This is a genomic window from Halomonas sp. 3H (assembly GCF_024206005.1).
Lineage (GTDB): Bacteria > Pseudomonadota > Gammaproteobacteria > Pseudomonadales > Halomonadaceae > Halomonas > Halomonas campaniensis.
Window position 1 is genome coordinate 3,805,443 of sequence record NZ_CP100360.1, and the last position, 19,906, is coordinate 3,825,348.

Below are 19,906 nucleotides of genomic sequence, written 5' to 3' on the forward strand. Positions count from 1 at the left end.
CGACCATGCACACGATGAGTTCATCCCTGGCCGGCGCGGTCGACGGCGCGCGCTTCTGGGCCGATCTCGAGGCCCAGGCCCGGATCGGCGCCCTCTCCCCTCGCGGCATTCGCCGCCTGGCCCTGGACGACCAGGACAATCGCGCCCGGCTGTGGCTGATGGCGCAGGGCGAGGCGCTCGGCTGCAGCGCCCACTACGACGCCCTGGGCAACGTCTTCCTGCGCCGGGAGGGGCAGGACCCGACGCTGGCCCCGCTGCTGATCGGCAGCCACCTCGACAGCCAGCCCAGCGCCGGCGCCTACGACGGCACCCTGGGCGTGGTGGCCGGCCTGGCGGTCCTGCGCACCCTGTCGGAGCAGGGCATTGCCCACCGGCGACCGGTCGAGGTGGTCTCCTGGACCAACGAGGAGGGGGCGCGCTTCGCCCCCGGGGCCTCAGGCTCCTCCTGGTTCGCCGGCCGGCGCGACGCCGAGACGATCCTCGCCGCGCAGGACGACGAGGGGATCACCTTCCAGGCGGCGCTGTCCGACTGCCTGGCGCTGCTGGAGGCCCACGGCGCCCGCTTCCGCTCCGCACCCGTCGTGCCCCACGCCTTCCTGGAGCTGCATATCGAGCAGGGGCCCGTGCTGGAAGAGCGAGGGGCGCCGGTGTGTGTCGTCACCGGCATCCAAGGCGTCCACTGGTACGAGGTCGAGGTCGACGGCCAGGCCAACCATGCGGGCACCACGCCGGAGGCGTCGCGTCGCGATGCCTTCATGGGCGCCCACGCCCTGGTCGGCGCCCTGAAGGCGGCCGTGGCGGCCCACGACGACCAGGTGCGCTTCACCATCGGCAAGTTCGCGCTGTCGCCCAACTCGGTGAACACCATCCCCCAGCGGGCCCGCTTCACCATCGACCTTCGCCACCCCGACCCGACGGTGCTGGAGGCGCTGGATGCGGCCTTTCGGCAGCTGGCACAGCGGGAGTGGTCCGGCTGCACGGCCCGCCTGGAAGCGACCTCGCGGGTGGCCCCGGTGGCCTTCGATGAGGCCCTGGTCGCCGTGCTCGACGAGGCCGTCAAGGCCCACTGGCCAGAGGCTCCGCGGCTGGTATCCGGGGCCTTCCACGACGCCATCCACCTCGCCCACCTCTGCCCCACGGCGATGCTCTTCACCCCCTGCCGCGCGGGCATCAGCCACCACCCCGATGAACACATCGAGCGCGCCGACGCCGAGGTTGCCGTCCGCACCCTGATGCACGCCGTCGAGACGCTGCTCATGACAAGGAATGACTGAAATGACCCAGACCATTGACGCGGCCGTGGCCGCCCAGGGCCTCACCCTGCCCGCCATCCCCCGCCCCCGCGGCGCCTTCCTGCCCTGGTCGCGGCTGGGCAACCAGCTGTTCCTGGCCGGCCAGATCTGCGAACGGGGCGGCGAGGTCCTCTACCCCGGCAAGGTGGGTGCCGAGTTCGACCTCGAGACCGGCAAGCTGGCCGCCCAGGCCTGTGCCCTCAACCTGCTGGCCTCGCTCAGCGATGCGGTGGAGGGCGACATGAGCCGGGTCGTGCGCTGCGTGCGCATGAACGGCTTCGTCAACGTGGCGCCCGGGTTCCACGACGTGCCGCTGGTGATCAACGGCGCCTCGGAGCTGTTCATCGCGCTGTTCGGTGAGAATGGACGCCATGCCCGCACCGCCATCGGCGTCGCCACCCTGCCCGGCAACGCCGCCGTTGAAGTCGAATCGATCTTCGAGATCCGCGACTGACCCCAAGGAGGCACGCCATGACCGACTCACCCCTGAAGCGCCCGCTCCGCGAGCAGTATGCCGGGCTGCGCAGCGGCACGCTGACCGCCACCCAACTGGCCGAGGCCTCCCTGGCGGCCCATCAGGCCCGCGGCGAACATGACCATGCCTACCTGACCTGGAACGGCGAGGCCGCGCTGGCCTTCGCCCAGGCCACCGATGCGGTGATCCGCCAGGGCGGGGATGCCGGGGCCCTGATGGGGATTCCCATCTCCATCAAGGACATCTATGCGGTACCGGGCCTGCCGACCTACGCCGGCTCGTCGCAGCGGCTGCCCCAGGCGTGGGAACAGCCCGGCCCCATGATCGCCGCCCTGCTCGCCCAGCTGCCCAGCGTCATGGGCAAGACCCACACGGTGGAGTTTGCCTTCGGTGGCCTCGGCACCAACGCCCACTGGGGCGCGCCCCGCAACCCCTGGGATCTCAAGGATCACCGCACGCCCGGCGGCTCCAGCGCCGGTGCCGGTGTGTCACTGGTGGGCGGCACCGCGAGCCTGGCTCTGGGCACCGATACCGCCGGCTCGGTGCGCATCCCCGCCTCCATGACCGGGGTGGCAGGGCTCAAGACCACCGCCGGCCGCTGGCCGACGAACCAGATCGTGCCGCTCTCCACCACCCTGGACACCCCGGGCCTGCTGGCCCACCGCGTGGACGACCTGGCCTTTGCCTTCGATGCCCTCGACGGCGCCCTGACCCGTCGCGCCGCCCGCGTCCCGGCGCCGCCGGTGCTGGCCGATCTCACCTTCGGCGTGCCCAGCGCCTTCTTCTGGGACGACTGCAGTCCCGGGGTCGCCGAGGCCGTCGAGGCGGCCATCCGCCGGCTCGAGGCCGCCGGGGCGCGAATGGTCACCCTGGACCTGCCCCATACCGATGAGGCCTACACGCTGTTCCAGCAGGGGGGGCTGGCCGCAGCCGAACTGGCGGCCTTCCTCAAGACCGAGCTGCCCGAGATGATCGAGGCCCTGGACCCCAATGTCGCTGCCCGGGTCAAGGCCGCGGACGACATGCCGGCCTGGGAGTACGTCCGCCGCCGCGCCGTCATCGACAAGCTGACTGCCGCGGCCGCGACGCGCCTGGCCGACGTGGACGCCATGCTCACCCCCACCGTGGCAATCACGCCCCCCACCCTGGAGAGCCTGCTCCCCGAAGGCGCCTATGCCCGGGCCAACATGCAGGCGCTGCGCAACACGGTGATCGCCAACTTCATGGGGCTCTGCGGATTGACCCTGCCGGTCGGCAAGGACAGTGCCGGCATGCCGGTCGGGCTGCAGGTGCTGGCAGGCCCCTGGCAGGACGCCCGGCTGCTGGCCATCGGCCAGGCCATCGAGGAGCAGCTGGGCACCGGCCCCGACCTGCTCGGGGAGCCGCCGGCCCCCTGATCCTCCGCTTGGCCGGAGCGCTCACGCCACCCTTCACGCAGCAGGTCAGTCAGGAGTGGAAGACAGATGACCGATTGGACCCGGATGACCCTGGCAGGCTTTCAGCGCGGACTCGCCCGCGGCGAGTTCTCGCCTCTCGACTGGTGGCGGGCCTGCCGGGAGCGCATCGATGTCCGGGACCCCACCGTCCAGGCCTGGGAGTGCCTGGCCCCCGAGCCCGCCATCGCCGCACATGATGGCGGGCCCCCTCACGCGCCCCTTGGCGGCGTCCCGGTGGGCATCAAGGACATCATCGACACGACCCGACTGCCCACCACCTGGGGGACCCGAGGCTATCACCGGGTCGACCGCGCCGACATGGACGCGGCCATCGTCACCCAGCTGACGCGCCTCGGCGCCCTGCCCATGGGCAAGACGGTGTCGACCGAGTATGCCTACTTCCAGCCCAGCAAGACCCGCAACCCCCACGATCCGACACGCACCCCGGGCGGCTCCTCGAGCGGCTCGGCGGCCGCCGTCGCCGCCGGCATGGTGCCCGTGGCGCTGGGCACCCAGACCGTCGGCAGCATCATCCGTCCGGCCAGCTACTGCGGCGTCGTGGGGTTCAAGCCCACCCACGGCACGCTGAGCGTCGCCGGCCTGAAGCCACTCGCCCCGTCACTGGACACCCTGGGCTGGTTCACGCGGCACCTGGAGGACACGCGCACGCTGTTCACCGCGCTCACCGGCGATGCGCCGATCCTCGCCCTGACGCGGCTCGACGGCGTGCGCGTCGGCCTCTGCCGAGTGCCCAGCACGCATTCGCCGTCGCCGGAGACCTCCGCCGCCCTGGAAGGCGCCGCCGCCAGGATGACCGACCTTGGCGCCAATCTCGGCACCGTCAAGCTGGGCGCGTCATTCGATGAGCTCGTGGCACACCAGCAGGTCATCCTGGCCTACGAGGCCGCACGCGCCCTGGCCAGCGAGCGCGAGCGCTTCGAGGCATCGATGAGCCCGGCCCTGCTCGCGCTGCTGGACGAGGGGCAGCGCCTCTCCCTGGCGGATTACTGGGCGTCTCGGCAGGCCGCCGACCGGGCCAGGCTCACGCTCTCGCAACAGCTTGCCGAGCGCTTCGACGTACTGCTTGCCCCCAGCGCCCCGGGCGTGGCCCCGGAAGGCCTCGCCAGCACCGGCGACCCGATCTACTCGCGAGTCTGGACCCTGCTGGGGGTGCCCTGCGTGAACCTGCCACTGCACTGGACGCCCCAGGGGCTGCCCGTCGGCGTGCAGCTGATCGCCGACCGCTATCAGGATCAGCGGCTGCTGAGTATCGCCAGCGCCCTGATGCCCTGAGTCGTTTCCACAGCAAGGAGATGCCGCCATGGCCCATCCGACGCCCATCAAGACGATCCACGGCCAGCACTGCCATCATGGCTGGAACCGCACCAACGCCCCCGTCGAGACGGTGGCCCCCGGGGCCACGCTCTCCTTCGAGTGCCAGGACGCCGCCGGCGGCTACTTCACCCGCGACTCGACGGCCGCCGATGTCACGAGCATGCCCTTCGAGCGGCTCAATCCCGTCACCGGCCCCATCTTCATCGATGGCGCCCAGCCGGGCGACATCCTCAAGGTCACGGTCAACGAGTTCCGTCCTTCCGGCTTCGGCTGGACCGCCATCATTCCCGGGTTCGGGCTGCTGGCCGACCGGTTCACCATGCCGGACCTGTTCCTGTGGGACTACGACACCACCGCCCGAACGCCCGCCGCCTACGGCAGCCAGGCGCGCATTCCCCTGAAGCCGTTCGCCGGCACCATCGGCCTGGCTCCCGCCGCGGAGGGCACCCACTCCATCGTGCCGCCGAGGCGCGTCGGCGGGAATCTCGATATCCGCGACCTGAGCGCCGGCAGCACCCTCTACCTGCCGGTGGAGGTCGCCGGGGCGCTATTCTCGATCGGCGATACCCATGCGGCCCAGGGCGACGGCGAGGTGTGCGGCACGGCCATCGAGAGCGCCATGCGGGTCAGCGTCACCCTGGACCTGATCAAGGACACGCCCCTGGCCATGCCCCGCTTCAGCACGCCGGGGCCGGTGACGCGTCACCTGGACGGCGCCGGCTATGAGGTGTTCACGGGCATCGGGCCCGACCTGATGACCGGGGCTCGCCAGGCGGTGGAAGGCGCCATCGACTGGCTGGGCAAGACGCGCAACCTGCCGGCCGAGCAGGCCTACATGCTCTGCTCGGTGTGCGGCGACCTGCGCATCAGCGAGATCGTCGATGCGCCCAACTGGGTGGTGTCCTTCTATCTCCCCAGGATCGTCTTCGAGTAGAGCAGGAAGTCTCGTGACTCCCGCTGGCTTCAACCGATCAAGGGCTGGAGGTTGAGGAAATCCCGGGGCGGGCCTTGGTAACGATATGCAAGAAAAAAGGCCCACGACATCGTCGTAGGCCCTTGAATTCGTGGCGCGCCCGGCAGGACTTGAACCTGCGACCCTCGGCTTCGGAGGCCGATACTCTATCCAGCTGAGCTACGGGCGCACATGGCCCGGCGCAGGCGCCAGGCGGACGACATCCTAACCGCCAGGCGGGCGCCTGTCCAGCGCCCGTCGGCCTGGCCCGGGTGTCTTCTCATGCCAATGGCGGGGGGCACAGCATTTTCCAGCCGTACGGGATGCCGGTATACTGTTCGGCACTGTGCGCGTCATGGCGTCTCGGCCGTGGTGATGGCCCACTCGCGACGTCGCCACACGCCGTTTTCATTACAGGACCGTCAAGAGGTGGTGAGAGTGAAATCCAGCAAGCTGATCATGGGGTGCCTGGCCACCCTGGGCATGACCGCCGGCATGGCCTCCGCCCAGGCCGAGGTCGACCGTGACGCCATCGCCGAGCGTCTCAAGCCGGTGGGCCAGGTATGCCTGCAGGACGAGGACTGCGGCACCGCTTCCGCGGCCGAGGCAGCCCCCGCCGACGCCAACGGCGGCGGCATCGACGGTGGCGATATCTACAACCGCGTCTGCATGGCCTGCCACGAGACCGGTGCCGCCGGCGCCCCGGTGCGCGGCGATGCCGACGCCTGGTCGGCCCGTGTCGACCAGGGCTTCGACACCCTGCTGGATCACTCCATCAACGGCTTCAATGCCATGCCGGCCCGGGGCGGCAACCCCAACCTCTCCGACGAGGAAGTGGAGGCGGCTACCGCCTATCTGGTCGAGCCGGTGATGGACGTGCCGGAACTCGGTGGCGGTGCCGATGAGGCCCCGGCCGAGGAAGCTGCTGCCGATGAGGCCGCTTCCGACGACGCAGCCGCCGACGATGAGGCAGTCGCCGAGGCAGCAGATGATGCCGCGGCCGCCGACGAGCCTGCCCAGGCCAGCATCGATGGCGAGGCGATCTATAACCAGGCCTGCATGGCCTGCCACATGACCGGTGCCGCCGGCGCCCCGATCAAGGGCGACGCCGACGCCTGGGGCGCCCGCCTGGAGCAGGGCATGGAGACCCTCTACGATCACTCCATCAACGGCTTCAATGCCATGCCGGCCAAGGGTGGCAACATGAGCCTCTCCGATGACGAGGTGAAGGCCGCGGTGGACTTCATGGTCGAGGCGGTGCAGTAGGCAAGCCTGTTACCGGCCATTGGAACCGTCAGCGGGGCGCCTCAGGGCGCCCCGCTTGCGTAGGCGTACAGGGCGACTGATATCAGGCAGGGGCTCCCCCCCCTCGCGCAGCAGGCAGTGCTCCCGCGGAATCCAATCCTCAGCCCAAGAGAGAGCGCAGCCCGGCGATGGCGTCCTGCCCCCGCGCCTGCTTCTTCTCCGGGTCCTCCTTGTCCGCGCGCCCCTCCCACTCCAGGCTCTCCGCCGGCAGCTCGTCCAGGAAGCGGCTCGGCGCGCAGTCCATCAGTTCGCCATAGGCCTTGCGCTGGCGGGCCAGGGTCAGGGTCAGGGTGCGCCGGGCCCGGGTGATGCCCACGTAGGCCAGGCGGCGCTCCTCCTCCACGGTGCCGGCCTCGATGGCGTTGCGGTGGGGCAGCAGCTCCTCCTCCAGCCCCAGCAGGTAGACATGGGGAAACTCCAGCCCCTTGGAGGCGTGCATGGTCAGCAGCTGGACCCGGTCGGAGTCGTCCTCCTCGGCCTGCTGCTCGAGGATGTCGCGCAGCACCAGCCGGGAGATGGCGGCCTCCACATCGTCGGTCTCGGTCTCCTCGGAGGCCGTGCTCTCCTCGGGACTCCTGTCTTCCGGGGCCACCTGCATCGACTTCTCGAGCTGGTCGATCAGGATCCAGACGTTGGCCATGCGCCGCTCGGCGATGGTGGGCGCACTGGCGTTCTGATAGAGCCACGCCTCGTAGTCCATCTCCCGCAGCATGTCGCGGATCGCCGCGACGGCATCGCCCTGGTCCATGCGCCGGCGCACCCCGTCGATGAAGTGGGTGAAGCGACCCAGGCGCTCCACGGCCCGCTCGGGCAGCTGCTCGGCCAGGCCCAGCTCGTGGCAGGCGGCGAACAGCGAAACCCCGCGGTCGGTGGCGTAGTTGGCCAGCTTCTCCAGGGTGCTCGGGCCGATCTCGCGACGCGGCACGTTGACGATGCGCAGGAAGGCGTTGTCATCGGCCGGGTTGATCAGCAGCCGCAGGTAGGCCATGGCATCCTTGATCTCGTTGCGCGAGAAGAAGGAGGTGCCGCCGGAGAGCTTGTAGGGGATCTGGTAGTGCTGCAGCTTGAGCTCGAGCAGCCGGGCCTGGAAGTTGCCCCGGTAGAGCACCGCGAAGTCGCGCCACTCGGCGCGCTCCTTGATCCGCCGCGTCAGGATCTCGCCGGCCACCCGCTCCGCCTCGGCCTCCTCGTGGCGGCTGACCACCACGCGGATCGGCGCCCCCTCGCCCATCTCCGACCACAGGGTCTTCTCGTAGACGTGGGGGTTGTTGGCGATCAGGGTGTTGGCGGCGCGCAGGATGGTGCCGGTGGAGCGGTAGTTCTGCTCCAGCTTGACCACCTGCAGGCGCGGGAAGTCCTCGCCCAGGGTCACCAGGTTCTCGGGACGCGCGCCGCGCCAGGCGTAGATCGACTGGTCGTCGTCACCGACCACGGTGAAGGTCTGCCGCTCTCCCATCAGCAGCTTCACCAGCTGGTACTGGCTGACGTTGGTGTCCTGGTACTCGTCCACCAGCATGTAGTGGATGCGCTTGCGCCAGCGGGCGAGGGCCTCCGGGTCGTCGCGCAGCAGCACCACCGGCAGCAGGATCAGGTCGTCGAAGTCCACCGCGTTGTAGGCCTTGAGGTGGCGGCCGTAGGCTTCAAAGACCCGGGCGGCGAACAGCTCCTCCTCGTCGGCGGCGTGGGAGAGCGCCTGCCCGGGCAGCACCAGGTCGTTCTTCCAGGCCGAGATCCGCTGCTGCACCGCGTTGATCTGGTCGGCGTCGACCTGGGCATCCTTGTGCATCAGGTCGCGCAGCAGCGCCTTGGCGTCCTCCGGGTCGAACAGCGAGAAGCCGGGCTTGTAGCCCAGCGCCTTGAGCTCGCGGCGGATGATGTTGAGCCCCAGGGTATGGAAGGTGGAGACGGTCAGCCCGTGCCCCTCCTTGCCCTTGAGCATGCTGCCCACCCGCTCCTTCATCTCCCGGGCGGCCTTGTTGGTGAAGGTCACCGCGGCGATGCGACGGGCGCTCATGCCGCAGGCCTGCACCAGGTAGGCGATCTTGGTGGTGATCACGCTGGTCTTGCCGGAGCCGGCCCCGGCCAGCACCAGGCAGGGCCCGTCGATGTAGCGAACCGCCTCCTGCTGGCGGGGGTTGAGGCCGGCGAGGCGCTGCTGGATGGTGACGGGGGGGGTCATGGGGCAGGCCTCGCGACATCCAGCCCGGCGGCGCCGACGAAGCCCAGCTGGCGCCAGGCTTCATAGACCAGCACCGCACAGGCGTTGGAGAGGTTGAGGCTGCGGCTGTCCTCGCGCATGGGAATGCGCAGGCGCTGGGCCTCGGGCAGGGCATCGAGCAGCGCCTGCGGCAGGCCGCGGGTCTCGGGGCCGAACACCAGGGCGTCGCCCTCGCGGTAGGCGGGCTCGTGGTAGCCGGTCCGCCCCCGGGTCGAGACCGCGAAAACCCGGGGCGGCGCCACCTCGGCCAGGAAACACGCCCAGTCGCGGTGCACCCGCACCGCCGCCCACTCGTGGTAGTCGAGACCCGCGCGTCTCAGCCGCCTGTCATCCAGGGCAAAGCCCAGCGGCTCGATCAGGTGGAGCCGGAAGCCGGTATTGGCGCACAGCCGGATCAGGTTGCCGGTATTGGGCGGGATCTCGGGCTGGTAGAGAACGACATCGAGCATGGCGGCTCCGCTGAAGGGCCCGGTGGAACGCAGGCGGGCCCCGTCCGGGGCCCGCCTCAGGGTGCGATGGCGAGGGGCGTCAGAAGCGCAGGCGCACGCCGACCTGGGCGCCGCGGTCCAGGGTACGGGTGCCGCTGCCGTCGCTGTCGAAGTCGGCGCCCAGCTGGCGCAGGCCGACGTAACCGTCCACGTTGGGGGCGAAGGCGTAGCGGGCGCGCACGCCGATCTCGTAGCCGTCATCCAGGTCGCGGCTGGTCACCGCGCCGGGGGTGTAGTAGCCGTAGCCGCCCAGGGAGACCTCGGGCAGGTTGGGCAGGTAGACATAGCCGTAGCCGCCCAGCCCCAGGCCGCCCCCCTTGCCGACATCGGTATCGTACTGGGTCCAGCGGGCCCCCACGCCGACCTCGCGCTCGCGGGTGTGCTGGGTGCCCATCAGCTGGGCGTGGAAGACGGTGGCATCCTCGCGATACTCGCTGTCGACCACGCCGCCCCCCAGGCGGATGCCGTCGGTCACTTCACCGGCCGCCTCGAACTGCACGGCGTCCGGGCCCAGGTTCAGGTCCAGGCTGCCGGCCTGGGCCAGGCCCGCCAGGCCCGCCAGGGTCAGCAGGGCAGTGCCGGCAAGGGCGGTGAGGATCGATTTCATCAAAGCTCTCCATGTCATGATCGTCTCCGGTGCGATACTCCTGCGGAGGCGTGAAACGTCGGCCGGGCTCAGTGCCTCTGGACGCCGTAGCGGTCGCGGTAGTCGCGGATCGCCGCGGCATGGTGACGCAGTTCCTCGCCGTCCTGCCCTTCAAGATAGGCCAGGACCATGTCCAGCGTCACGATGCTGAGCACCGGCATGCCGGAGCGGGCCTCGACCTCCTGAATGGCGCTCAGGCCCTTGCCTTCAACTTCAGCGCTGCCGCGCTCCTGGCGATCCAGGGCGATCACCACCCCGGCGGCCCGGGCGCCGGCCTCATCGATCAGCCCCATCACCTCGCGAATGGCGGTGCCGGCGGTGATCACGTCGTCGATGATCAGGATATCACCTTCCAGCGCGGCACCGACGATGTTGCCGCCCTCGCCGTGGGCCTTGGCCTCCTTGCGGTTGAACGCATAGGGCAGGTCGCGGTCATGGTGGTCGGCCAGCGCCACAGCGGTGGTAGCGGCCAGGGGGATGCCCTTGTAGGCGGGACCGAAGAGCACGTCAAAGGCGGGGGCGCGATCGACGATGGCGCGGGCGTAGAAGCGCCCCAGGCGGGCCAAGGCGGCGCCGGTGCGGAACAGCCCGGCATTGAAGAAGTAGGGGCTGACGCGACCCGATTTCAGGGTGAACTCGCCGAAGCGCAGCACCCCCTGTTGAATGGCGAACTCGATGAACTCACGCTGGTAGGCCTTGAGCTGGCCGTCGGGACTCTCGCGCGTGCCGGAATTCTCCACCTCGGGGCTCCTATCATCTTTATTGGCCGTGGCCATTTACCCAAACGTCGAAACGTCGGGTATCATACACGCGCGACGCAAAAGGGACCATGTATGAAAATCGCCACCATCAATGTCAACGGCATCCGGGAGGCGGTCGGGCGGGGCTTTCTCGACTGGCTGGCCAACCAGGATGCCGATGTCGTCTGCGTGCAGAACCTCAAGGCCAAGAGCTTCGAGCTGGACGACAGCATCCTCTATCCGGAGGGCTACGAGGGCTACTTCCTCGACGCCGAGCAGGACGGCTTCTCCGGAGTGGGCCTCTACTGCCGGAAGATCCCCAAGGCGATCATGTATGGCCTGGGCTTCCCCGAGTGCGACCACGAGGCGCGCTTCCTGCAGGCCGACTACGACCGCTTCAGCATCGCCAGCTTCCTGATGCCCGACGGCAGCGACCCGGCCGCCAAGCAGGCCTTCATGGCCCAGTACCAGGAGTACCTCAGCAAGATGGCCCGCAAGCGCCGCGAGTACATCATCTGCGGCACCTGGCACATCGCCCACAAGACCATCGACCTGGAGAACTGGGCCGACAACCAGACCACCCCGGGCTTCAAGCCCGAGGAGCGCGCCTGGATGGACCAGGTGTTCGGCCCCACCGGCTTCATCGACTGCTTCCGCGAGATCAACCGCGACGCCGGCGAGTACACCTGGTGGCCGAAGCTGGACCAGGAGGTGCCGCGGGCGCGCCAGGAAGGCTGGCGCATCGACTACCAGATCGTGGGTCCCAACTTCCGACGGCATATCGTCGACGCCTGGATCGACTACGAAGCGACCTTCTCCGAGTTCGCCCCGCTGATCGTGGAGTATGACCTGACGCTCTGAGTCAGTGCCCTTCGTCGCCGTTCCGGCCCGCCGGAACGCATCACGCCGGCCATCATGGCCGGCGTGATGCGTTGGAGGGCTTGCCTCAGCGGGGTATGCCCAGCGACTCCCGCTGGTGGTCGAAGAGCTGGGCACCGGCGTTCTCGGCCAGCTCCAGCATGGCGTTCAGCTCGGCGCGGCTGAAGCTGCCCTTCTCTGCGGTGCCCTGCACCTCGATCAGGCTGCCGTCCTCGGCCATCACCACGTTCATGTCGGTGTCGGCGCCGCTGTCCTCCGGGTAGTCCAGGTCCACCACCGGCACGCCCCGGAACAGGCCCACCGATACCGAGCTCACCAGCTGCTTGAAGGGATCGCCCTTGATCAGCTTGTTACGCTGCAAATAGCGGATGGCATCCACCAGCGCCACGCAGCCGCCGGTGATCGAGGCGGTGCGGGTGCCGCCGTCGGCCTGGATGACATCGCAGTCCACGGTGATGGTGAACTCGCCGAGCTTCTTGAGGTTCACCGACGCCCGCAGCGAGCGGCCGATCAGGCGCTGGATCTCCAGGGTCCGTCCGCCCTGCTTGCCGCGGGCCGCCTCGCGGCCGCCGCGGGTGTGGGTGGCACGGGGCAGCATGCCGTACTCCGCGGTCACCCAGCCCTGGCCCTTGCCGCGCAGCCAGCGCGGCACCCCCGGCTCGACGCTGGCGTTGCACAGCACCTTGGTGTCGCCGAACTCCACCAGTACCGACCCCTCGGCGTGGCGGGTGTAGTCGCGGGTGAGCCGGATCTCGCGGGGCTGGTCGGGGGCGCGTCCACTGGGACGCCGGAACTCCGAAGTCATGACACCTCTCTTGAACATCGATTGACGGTGGCGGGAACGCCTGGCCGCCCATTCTACACCCCTGGCCGTCCGCGCGACGGGGGGAATCGGTTACACTGCCCCGACGCGCTTTCCCCATGACCCTCGACCACGCCAGGAGTCCCTCATGGTCCACAGCATGACCGCCTTCGCACGCCAGGCCCATGACGACGACTGGGGCAGCCTGCAGATCGAGCTGCGCTCGGTGAACCAGCGCTACCTGGAGCCCCACTTCCGCCTGCCCGAGAGCCTCCGCGACCTGGAGCCGCTGTTCCGCGAGGCGATGCGCACCCGCCTGGCCCGGGGCAAGGTCGAGTGCAGCCTGCGCTTCGACCCCGCACGAGACGACGGCGGCCTGGCGGTCAGCCGCGAGCGGCTGGCCGAGCTGGCCCGCGCCCTCGCCGAGGTGCGCGACGCGGTACCCGACGCCCCCATGCCCGATGCCCTGGCCCTGCTCGACCACCCGGGCGTGCTCGAGAGCCAGGGGCCCGACCTCGACACCATCAAGGCCGCCGCCATGGCCCTCTTCCAGGCCACCCTGGACGACCTGATCGCCGGCCGCGCCCGGGAAGGCGACAAGCTCGCCGCCCTGATCCGCGAGCGGCTGGCCGCCGTGAACGGCCAGGTGGCCGAGGTGCGCCGGCTGATGCCGCAGATCCTCGCGCGCCAGCGCAGCCTGCTGCTGGAGCGCCTCGATTCGGTGAAGGCCGAACTCGACCCCCAGCGACTCGAGGCCGAGCTGACGCTGATCGCCCAGAAGGCCGACGTGGACGAGGAGCTCGACCGCCTCGCCACCCATGTCACCGAGGTGGAGCGCCAGCTGACCCAGAAGGGCCCGGTGGGCCGGCGCCTGGACTTCCTGATGCAGGAGCTCAACCGCGAGGCCAACACCCTATCCTCCAAGTCGGTGGTCGCCAGCACCACCCGCTGCGCCGTGGAGCTCAAGGTGCTGATCGAGCAGATGAGGGAGCAGATCCAGAACATCGAGTGAGGTTCCATCGCGTCCGCGATGCCTCCAGGGCGCTGCGTTCATCGCCAGGAAAAGGCCCCGTCAAGGGGCCCTCACCTGCTCGATCGACACAATGACATAATCGGTCTCGCCGGTCTGGCGCAGCACGAAGCGAACACGTTCCTCGGCGTCAATACCCTCTGCCAAGGCTGGATCGGCCAAAGCCAACTCCATGGTCATGGCCGGCCAGCGAAGTTCGGCGATTGGTTCATGGGCCAGCACGACACTATTGCCATCCTGCGTGATCGACTGCACGGTACCGATGCCTTCGGCTGTGCGCATTTCCTGATGCTCATGTCCTGCCATGGCGCCATGACCGGCACGCTTGCCGTGTCCATGATCGCTGGTCGCCATCGCAGGTAGCGCCACCATAACGCCCATCACGACTGCCAACTGAAGTACGATCTTTTTCATATCACAGGTTTCCTTGGGTTTTGGTGTTGCTGAGCGCAGCCTCTGATGAGACAGACTCGGGAAAGTGTCGCCGCTGCCACAGCCAGTAGAGGACGGGAATCAGCAGTAGTGAAACCAGGGGGGCGGAGATCATGCCGCCCACCATGGGCGTGGCGATGCGCTGCATGGCCTCGGACCCGGGGCCGGAATCCAGCAATAGCGGACTCAGCCCCAGCACCACCGTCAGCGAGGTCATCGCCTTGGGCCTAACCCGCATCACAGCGCCCTCAATAATTGCCTCGCGCAGCTCGCCACGGCTGCGGGGCTGGCGTTGCTCGACCGCCCCTTTAACATACATCAGCATGACCACAGCGAACTCTGCCGACAGCCCGATCAGCAGGATGAAACCTGCCGCCACGGCAACCGATACGTCATAGGCGAGCCAGTAGAGCAGCCACACCCCGCCGACGGCAGCGAACGGCAGCGACCCCATCAGCATGAAAGTCTCGGCGGCGTTGCGAAAGCACAGGTAGAGCAGCAGGAAGATCAGCACGATGGTCACCGGGACGACCCACTGCAGGCGCTCCTTGGCCCGCTCCATGTACTCGTACTGACCCGACCAGGTCACCGAATACCCGGCCGGCAGGGCGACCTGTTCCATCACCCGCTCGCGCGCCTCGGCCACGAAGGAACCGATATCGCGCCCGCGGATATCGACCACGACCCAGCCGTTGAGTCGTGCATTCTCGGTGCGGATCATCGCCGGCCCGTCGACGATGCCCACGTCAGCCAGCGCCTGCAGCGGAAGGTAAGCGCCGGACGATGTGATGATCGGCAGGTCCCGCAGGCTCTCTAGGGAGTCACGCCAATCCTGGGGATAGCGCAGGTTGATGGGATAGCGCTCCAGCCCCTCGACGGTTTCGCTGACATTCATCCCCCCTACCGCCGTCTGAATAACGGCCTGCAGGTCACTGACGTTGACACCATGGCGCGCGGCGGCCCGTCGATCGATGTCCACTTCAACGTAGCGCCCGGCAGCTGTGCGGTCGGCATAGGCCGATGCCGTGCCCGGCACATCCTGGAGTACGCGTTCGATCTCACGCCCGATCCGTTCGATCTCTCCCAAGTCGTCGCCGGCTACCTTGATGCCCACGGGGGAGCGAATGCCGGTCGAGAGCATGTCGATACGCGTCTTGATTGGCGGCACCCAGACATTCGCCACCCCGGGAAAGCTCACTGTCTCATCGAGCTCACGGATGATATCGGCCTTGGTCATGCCCTCGCGCCACTGATCGCGGGGCTTGAAGCGAATGACGGTCTCCAGCATGCCGATTGGTGCGGGGTCCGTGGCCGTATCGGCACGCCCCGCCTTGCCGAAGACGCGCTCCACCTCCGGTACCGACATGATCAGGCGATTGGTCTGCTGCATGAATTCACGCACCTTGCCGATGGAGACACTGGGCTCCAGCGAGGGCATGTACATGAGATCGCCTTCATCCAGTTGGGGCATGAATTCGCTGCCCAGCTTGCTCGCCGGGTAGGCCACGCTGGCGGCAATCAGCACTGCCGCGGCAATGGTTGCCCAAGGGTAGCGCAGCAGGGCATTCAGCCCGGGGCGGTATATGGCAATCAGCATGCGGCTCAGCGGATGGGCAGACTCAGGGCGTATGCGTCCACGCACCAGGTAGCCCATGAGAACCGGCACCAGGGTGATGCCGAGACCTGCCGCCGCTGCCATGGCGTAGGTGCCGGTAAAGGCGAGCGGTGAAAACATGCGCCCCTCCTGGCCCTGGAGAGTGAACAGGGGCAGGAAGCTGACCACGATAATCAGCAGCGCAAAGAAGATCGGTCGGCCGGTCTCCTTGGCCGCCTCGGCCACGGTATGCCAGCGATCCTCGCCCGGGGGCGCTTTCTCGAGCCGCTTGTGCAGGTTTTCCACCATGACGATGGCGGCGTCCACCATGGCACCGATGGTCACGGCAATGCCGCCCAGCGACATGATATTGGCGTTGATGCCCTTGGCCTGCATGATCATCAGTGCCGCCAGTATGCCGATCGGCAGTGCCACGATCGCAACCAGCGCCGAGCGGAAGTGGAGCAGGAAGACGACGCATACCAGTGCGATGATGAGGAATTCCTGCAGCAGCTTGCCCGTCAGGTTGTCGACCGATTCCTGGATCAGTACCGAGCGATCGTAGGTTTCCACGATCTCGACGCCTTCGGGCAGGCTCGGTCGCAGCTCATCGAGGCGCGCCTTGACCCGCTCGATGGTGGCCAGCGCGTTCTCGCCATGGCGCATGACCACCAGGGCACCTACCGCTTCACCCTCGCCATCCAGCTCCGCGATACCGCGGCGGGCGGCGGGCCCGATGCGGATTTCGGCCACGTCCTCAAGCAAGACGGGCGTACCGTCGCCGCCGAGGCCAACGGGCACCAGGCGCAGCTCCTCGATACCGGTCAGATAGCCACGCGAGCGCACCATGTATTCCGCTTCGCCCATCTCGATGACCGAACCGCCCGCCTCACGGTTGGCGCCTTCGATGGCCGAGCGGATGCCGGCAAGGGTCAGGCCATAGGCCCGCGCACGATTCGGGTCAAGCACCACCTGATACTGTTTGACCATGCCGCCCACCGTGGCGACCTCGGAAACCCCTGTCACGGACTGCAACTCGAACTTCAGGAACCAGTCCTGCAGTGAGCGCAAGCCGGCCAGGTCGAGCTCACCGCTGCGGTCCACCAGGGCATACTGGTAGACCCAGCCCACACCGGTCGCGTCCGGTCCTAACGCCGGTGTGGCGCCATCCGGCAGGCGGGGCGCCACCTGGCTCAGGTACTCCAGCACGCGGGAGCGTGCCCAGTAGGGATCGGTGCCATCCTCGAACAGCACGTAGACGTAGGAGTCGCCGAACATGGAAAAACCGCGCACGTCTCTCGCCTGAGGCACGGCCAGCATGGCCGTCGACAGAGGATAGGTAACCTGATCCTCCACCACCTGGGGCGCCTGACCGGGATAGCTGGTATGAACGATCACCTGAACGTCGGAGAGATCAGGAATGGCATCCAGCGGCATCTGCCGGCCGGTGAAGAGCCCCCAGACGACGAAGATGGCCGTTGCCAGGAGCACAAGCAGGCGATTGTGCAGCGACCACGTGATGATCCTTTCGATCATGAAACGACTCCTCAGTGGTCGTGAGCCTGCGGCTCGATGGCGGTGATTTCGTAGAGAAACGCCTCGCGCTCACGCATACGAAAGCGAATCGGCATCTCTTCGTGCAATCCGTCGAGCTCGAGGTCGTCGGCCACGGTGAAGTCCATGACCATCGCCGGCCAGCCCAACAGGGGAATCGGCGCATGGTCGACGTTCAGCACACGAGCATCGCGGTCGATGGAAATCAGGCGTCCATCGGCCCAGACATCGTCATCCGCACTCTCCTGCTCGGCTTCGGTCATGCGCGCCAGCTCGGCACCAGCTGCCGCTTCGGAGTCGAGCAGGAAGTGGCCGGAGAGAACCACACGCTCCCCTTCCCTGAGGCCTTCGATGATCTCCAGGTCGCCGTTGGCACGACGCCCCACCTGGACCTCGCGCGCCTGGAAACGCCCTTCGCCCAGCGCCAGGATGACGCGGTCCTGCCGGCCGGTACGGATCACAGCCTCAGCCGGCAGGTACAGGACGCCCTGCAGCGGGCGGGTGGTTAGCTGGACATCGGCATACATTCCCGGCTTGAGTCGCTCCCTGGGATTGTCGAAGGCCAGGCGCACCTGAACGGTTCGGGTCGGGCTGTTCAGGCTGGGATAGATGTAATCGATCTTGCCCTCGAGACGTTCGCCTGGGCGGAAGGGCAACTTCACATGGGCGGCGTCACCTCGCGCCACGGCATCCACCTGATGCTCGAACAGGTCGGCAATCACCCATACCTGCGAGAGGTCGGCAATGGTCATCACCTCGGTGCCCGGTGTGACATACATGCCTTCACGCACATTGAGCGACTCCACCACGCCGCCTTGGTCCGCCCGCACCGAGATGAGCCGGCGCGGCTGACCGGCCCGCTCGATCTCGGCAATCTCGGCGGCGCTCACCCCCAGCGCCCTGAGGCGCTCGCGCGCGGGAGCAGGACTGCCGCCACGACGCAAGACATGCAACAGTTCCTCCTGGGCATTGACCAGTTCAGGCGCATAGAGGCGGAACAGCAGCTGCCCCTCCTCGACTCGCTCGCCGGTGGTTCTGACGCTGAGTTCCTCGATCCAGCCCTGAGTACGCAGGTGAACGTGGCTGAGTCTCGATTCGTCGTAGTCGACGAAGCCGACCGTCTCGACCAGGCGCGCAAGGTCTCCACGAGCCACCGAGCCGATTCGCACGTTCATATTCTGCTGCACGACAGGGCTGATACTCACGGTACCGGGCGTCGCGTCGCCGCCACCCGCATAGATCGGAATGAATTCCATGCCCATCTCATCCTTGCGCGGCTCGGGAGAGGTCACGGAGGGGTTATGTGGGTGGCGGTAATAGAGGATCTCTCTCTCACCGTTGGCCGTGTCCGCCGCGGCAGCAACGTGCGCATGGGAATCCGGCCAGTAGGTCACGGCAGCGGCGCCTGCGGCAGCCCCCGCACCCAGCAGGACGATGACAGCGAACGCCTTCATGCGTTTTCTCCCAGTAGATAGAGCAGGTCCACCTGCTCAAGGCGACGCTGCGACCCGATACGCACGGCCTCGATATGCGTTTCCAGCTCGGTCAGGCGTGCACGCACAAGTGAGTTGAAGTCCGTGGTGCGATTGCGATACCCATGCTCGGCGGCTTCGGCGTTCTCCCTGGCCTGCGGAAGGAGGCGCTCTGCATACTGACGCTCACGCTCGCTCAACTGATGCCACCTGGCCTGGGTCTCCCCCACCTGGCGCTGCAACTCGAGGGCCTGTGCATCCCAGGCATACTGGGCGGCCTCACGACGGTGCACGCTGGCCGATAGATCGCGGTCCTGGCGCTGGCGTGTAAAGAGCGGAAGGTCGACCATGACCATCGCCGACATGCGATCCGGCATGTCCATGCCCCGTTCCGTTGGCGTGCCATAGGTCAGCTCGACCGACCACTGAGGCCTGTAGCCTTGACGCGCCAGCTCGACACCGTGGTTGCCGGCATCGACGAGAGCCTGTTCTGCGGCGAGCAGCGGATGCGACAGCAACGCATCCGCCGGCTCGGTCATGTCGGGCAGGCCGGGGGCTAAGGGGCGTGAAATGGCATCTTGACCGACCCAACGCGCAAGCTGGGCCCGTGCTGCCGCTTCCTGTGCCTGAACGGAAAGCAGGCGATCATGCAACCGGCTCAGCTCCAGTTCGGCACGTAACAGATCCTGTTGATCGGCAAAGCCGGAAGCAAACTCGCGTTCGGTGATATCGCGCAGGTCCTCGAACAAGGGCTGGCTCTTCTCCAGCACTTCCCGGATGGCGCGCTGCTCGTAGAGCGACAGGTAGGCACGCCGCACGGCGCGAACGGCAGTGATTTCTGCGTTGCTGCCACGAGCTGCGTCAGCCATGGCCAACGCGCCTTCCCGCTCGCTTGCCAATCGACGGCTGCCGCCTCTCGGGAAGGTCTGGCGCACTCCCACACGCAGTTGGGTCATGGTGTCGTCATCGATGGAAAGACCATCTCGTGCGACGTCCATTACCTCCATGATCAGCATGGGATCGGGAAGCTGTCTGGCCGAGATGGCGGCCTCACGTCGAGCCTCAGCCAGCTCCTGGTAGCGCAGTGTGGCAGGGTCGTCGATGCGAGCGAGCCGCTCAGCTTCCATCAGAGAAAGCACCGGCTCTGACAATACCGGAAAAGGCAACATAAAAGCCGTGCTTAACGCCACAGCCAACATTTTGGGTAACCGAGAGCCCATTCACCACCCTCCATACTCACCTGTGCACTGCGGCAA

At 67.7% G+C, this 19,906-nt stretch carries 17 protein-coding genes and 1 tRNA gene; 8 read left to right on the forward strand and 10 right to left on the reverse strand.

The window, feature by feature from the left end:
• Window positions 1–5: 5 nt before the first annotated feature.
• The 5 genes from NFC98_RS17490 to NFC98_RS17510 all read left to right on the forward strand — a co-directional run bounded on the left by NFC98_RS17490 (window position 6) and on the right by NFC98_RS17510 (window position 5,472).
• Window positions 6–1,274: a M20 family metallo-hydrolase gene (locus NFC98_RS17490; RefSeq protein WP_254276166.1), complete on the forward strand. Its 1,269-nt coding sequence runs from the start codon at window positions 6–8 to the stop codon at window positions 1,272–1,274.
• Window position 1,275: 1 nt separating this feature from the next.
• Complete coding sequence (locus tag NFC98_RS17495) at window positions 1,276–1,746, forward strand: RidA family protein (RefSeq protein ID WP_254276167.1); 471 nt, start codon at window positions 1,276–1,278, stop codon at window positions 1,744–1,746.
• A gap of 17 nt (window positions 1,747–1,763) precedes the next feature.
• The gene (locus NFC98_RS17500) at window positions 1,764–3,164 is read left to right on the forward strand and encodes an amidase (RefSeq protein ID WP_254276168.1); all 1,401 of its coding nucleotides are present in this window, start codon (window positions 1,764–1,766) and stop codon (window positions 3,162–3,164) included.
• A 66-nt stretch (window positions 3,165–3,230) separates the two neighbouring features.
• On the forward strand, window positions 3,231–4,496 hold the full coding sequence (locus tag NFC98_RS17505) for an amidase (protein WP_254276169.1): 1,266 nt from the start codon (window positions 3,231–3,233) through the stop codon (window positions 4,494–4,496).
• Between the two features lie 28 nt (window positions 4,497–4,524).
• Window positions 4,525–5,472, forward strand: coding sequence for an acetamidase/formamidase family protein (locus NFC98_RS17510; protein WP_254276170.1), 948 nt, complete (start codon window positions 4,525–4,527; stop codon window positions 5,470–5,472).
• Window positions 5,473–5,603: 131 nt separating this feature from the next.
• Here NFC98_RS17510 and NFC98_RS17515 read toward each other — a convergent pair.
• A tRNA-Arg gene (locus tag NFC98_RS17515) sits at window positions 5,604–5,680 on the reverse strand.
• 248 nt (window positions 5,681–5,928) lie between these two features.
• Between NFC98_RS17515 and NFC98_RS17520 the strand changes: the two genes are divergently transcribed.
• Window positions 5,929–6,756 carry a cytochrome c5 family protein gene (locus tag NFC98_RS17520; RefSeq protein WP_254276171.1) on the forward strand — a complete coding sequence of 276 codons (828 nt, stop codon included), beginning with the start codon at window positions 5,929–5,931 and terminating at the stop codon, window positions 6,754–6,756.
• A 139-nt stretch (window positions 6,757–6,895) separates the two neighbouring features.
• On the opposite strand, the gene rep is transcribed toward NFC98_RS17520, so the two are convergent.
• The 4 genes from rep to pyrE form a co-directional block, all read right to left on the reverse strand.
• Complete coding sequence (rep, locus tag NFC98_RS17525) at window positions 6,896–8,974, reverse strand: DNA helicase Rep (RefSeq protein WP_254276172.1); 2,079 nt, start codon at window positions 8,972–8,974, stop codon at window positions 6,896–6,898.
• The gene (gene trmL / locus NFC98_RS17530) at window positions 8,971–9,462 is read right to left on the reverse strand and encodes a tRNA (uridine(34)/cytosine(34)/5-carboxymethylaminomethyluridine(34)-2'-O)-methyltransferase TrmL (RefSeq protein ID WP_254276173.1); all 492 of its coding nucleotides are present in this window, start codon (window positions 9,460–9,462) and stop codon (window positions 8,971–8,973) included. Before trmL ends, rep begins: the two co-directional genes overlap by 4 nt.
• A gap of 79 nt (window positions 9,463–9,541) precedes the next feature.
• Window positions 9,542–10,108, reverse strand: coding sequence for a YfaZ family outer membrane protein (locus NFC98_RS17535; RefSeq protein WP_254276174.1), 567 nt, complete (start codon window positions 10,106–10,108; stop codon window positions 9,542–9,544).
• 68 nt (window positions 10,109–10,176) lie between these two features.
• Window positions 10,177–10,887: an orotate phosphoribosyltransferase gene (pyrE, locus tag NFC98_RS17540; protein ID WP_254276175.1), complete on the reverse strand. Its 711-nt coding sequence runs from the start codon at window positions 10,885–10,887 to the stop codon at window positions 10,177–10,179.
• Window positions 10,888–10,980: 93 nt separating this feature from the next.
• Between pyrE and NFC98_RS17545 the strand changes: the two genes are divergently transcribed.
• The gene (locus tag NFC98_RS17545; RefSeq protein ID WP_254276176.1) at window positions 10,981–11,748 is read left to right on the forward strand and encodes an exodeoxyribonuclease III; all 768 of its coding nucleotides are present in this window, start codon (window positions 10,981–10,983) and stop codon (window positions 11,746–11,748) included.
• 85 nt (window positions 11,749–11,833) lie between these two features.
• Here NFC98_RS17545 and rph read toward each other — a convergent pair whose 3' ends face one another.
• Window positions 11,834–12,571: a ribonuclease PH gene (gene rph, locus NFC98_RS17550; protein ID WP_183329954.1), complete on the reverse strand. Its 738-nt coding sequence runs from the start codon at window positions 12,569–12,571 to the stop codon at window positions 11,834–11,836.
• Between the two features lie 145 nt (window positions 12,572–12,716).
• Between rph and NFC98_RS17555 the strand changes: the two genes are divergently transcribed.
• Window positions 12,717–13,580 carry a YicC/YloC family endoribonuclease gene (locus tag NFC98_RS17555; RefSeq protein ID WP_254276177.1) on the forward strand — a complete coding sequence of 288 codons (864 nt, stop codon included), beginning with the start codon at window positions 12,717–12,719 and terminating at the stop codon, window positions 13,578–13,580.
• 60 nt (window positions 13,581–13,640) lie between these two features.
• On the opposite strand, the gene NFC98_RS17560 is transcribed toward NFC98_RS17555, so the two are convergent.
• From NFC98_RS17560 to NFC98_RS17575, 4 genes are read right to left on the reverse strand one after another with little or no spacing between them, the layout of a single operon-like run.
• Window positions 13,641–14,012, reverse strand: a complete 372-nt coding sequence (locus NFC98_RS17560; RefSeq protein ID WP_254276178.1) for a copper-binding protein — start codon at window positions 14,010–14,012, stop codon at window positions 13,641–13,643.
• Between the two features lies 1 nt (window position 14,013).
• Window positions 14,014–17,160 carry an efflux RND transporter permease subunit gene (locus NFC98_RS17565; protein WP_254276179.1) on the reverse strand — a complete coding sequence of 1,049 codons (3,147 nt, stop codon included), beginning with the start codon at window positions 17,158–17,160 and terminating at the stop codon, window positions 14,014–14,016.
• Window positions 17,161–17,171: 11 nt separating this feature from the next.
• Entirely contained in the window at window positions 17,172–18,632 is a 1,461-nt protein-coding gene (locus NFC98_RS17570) for an efflux RND transporter periplasmic adaptor subunit (protein WP_254276180.1), read from the reverse strand.
• The gene (locus tag NFC98_RS17575) at window positions 18,629–19,849 is read right to left on the reverse strand and encodes a TolC family protein (protein WP_254276181.1); all 1,221 of its coding nucleotides are present in this window, start codon (window positions 19,847–19,849) and stop codon (window positions 18,629–18,631) included. The genes NFC98_RS17570 and NFC98_RS17575 overlap by 4 nt, the downstream gene beginning before the upstream one ends.
• Window positions 19,850–19,906: the final 57 nt, after the last annotated feature.

Bases quoted from the DNA above. Each gene is read 5' to 3' on its own strand.
- NFC98_RS17535 (WP_254276174.1), bottom strand. From the start codon at position 10,108: ATGAAATCGATCCTCACCGCCCTTGCCGGCACTGCCCTGCTGACCCTG.
- NFC98_RS17500 (WP_254276168.1), top strand. From the start codon at position 1,764: ATGACCGACTCACCCCTGAAGCGCCCGCTCCGCGAGCAGTATGCCGGG.
- NFC98_RS17505 (WP_254276169.1), top strand. From the start codon at position 3,231: ATGACCGATTGGACCCGGATGACCCTGGCAGGCTTTCAGCGCGGACTC.
- NFC98_RS17560 (WP_254276178.1), bottom strand. From the start codon at position 14,012: ATGAAAAAGATCGTACTTCAGTTGGCAGTCGTGATGGGCGTTATGGTG.
- NFC98_RS17555 (WP_254276177.1), top strand. From the start codon at position 12,717: ATGGTCCACAGCATGACCGCCTTCGCACGCCAGGCCCATGACGACGAC.
- NFC98_RS17565 (WP_254276179.1), bottom strand. From the start codon at position 17,160: ATGATCGAAAGGATCATCACGTGGTCGCTGCACAATCGCCTGCTTGTG.
- NFC98_RS17490 (WP_254276166.1), top strand. From the start codon at position 6: ATGCACACGATGAGTTCATCCCTGGCCGGCGCGGTCGACGGCGCGCGC.
- rep (WP_254276172.1), bottom strand. From the start codon at position 8,974: ATGACCCCCCCCGTCACCATCCAGCAGCGCCTCGCCGGCCTCAACCCC.
- NFC98_RS17545 (WP_254276176.1), top strand. From the start codon at position 10,981: ATGAAAATCGCCACCATCAATGTCAACGGCATCCGGGAGGCGGTCGGG.
- NFC98_RS17575 (WP_254276181.1), bottom strand. From the start codon at position 19,849: ATGTTGGCTGTGGCGTTAAGCACGGCTTTTATGTTGCCTTTTCCGGTA.
- trmL (WP_254276173.1), bottom strand. From the start codon at position 9,462: ATGCTCGATGTCGTTCTCTACCAGCCCGAGATCCCGCCCAATACCGGC.
- rph (WP_183329954.1), bottom strand. From the start codon at position 12,571: ATGACTTCGGAGTTCCGGCGTCCCAGTGGACGCGCCCCCGACCAGCCC.
- NFC98_RS17570 (WP_254276180.1), bottom strand. From the start codon at position 18,632: ATGAAGGCGTTCGCTGTCATCGTCCTGCTGGGTGCGGGGGCTGCCGCA.
- NFC98_RS17495 (WP_254276167.1), top strand. From the start codon at position 1,276: ATGACCCAGACCATTGACGCGGCCGTGGCCGCCCAGGGCCTCACCCTG.
- NFC98_RS17510 (WP_254276170.1), top strand. From the start codon at position 4,525: ATGGCCCATCCGACGCCCATCAAGACGATCCACGGCCAGCACTGCCAT.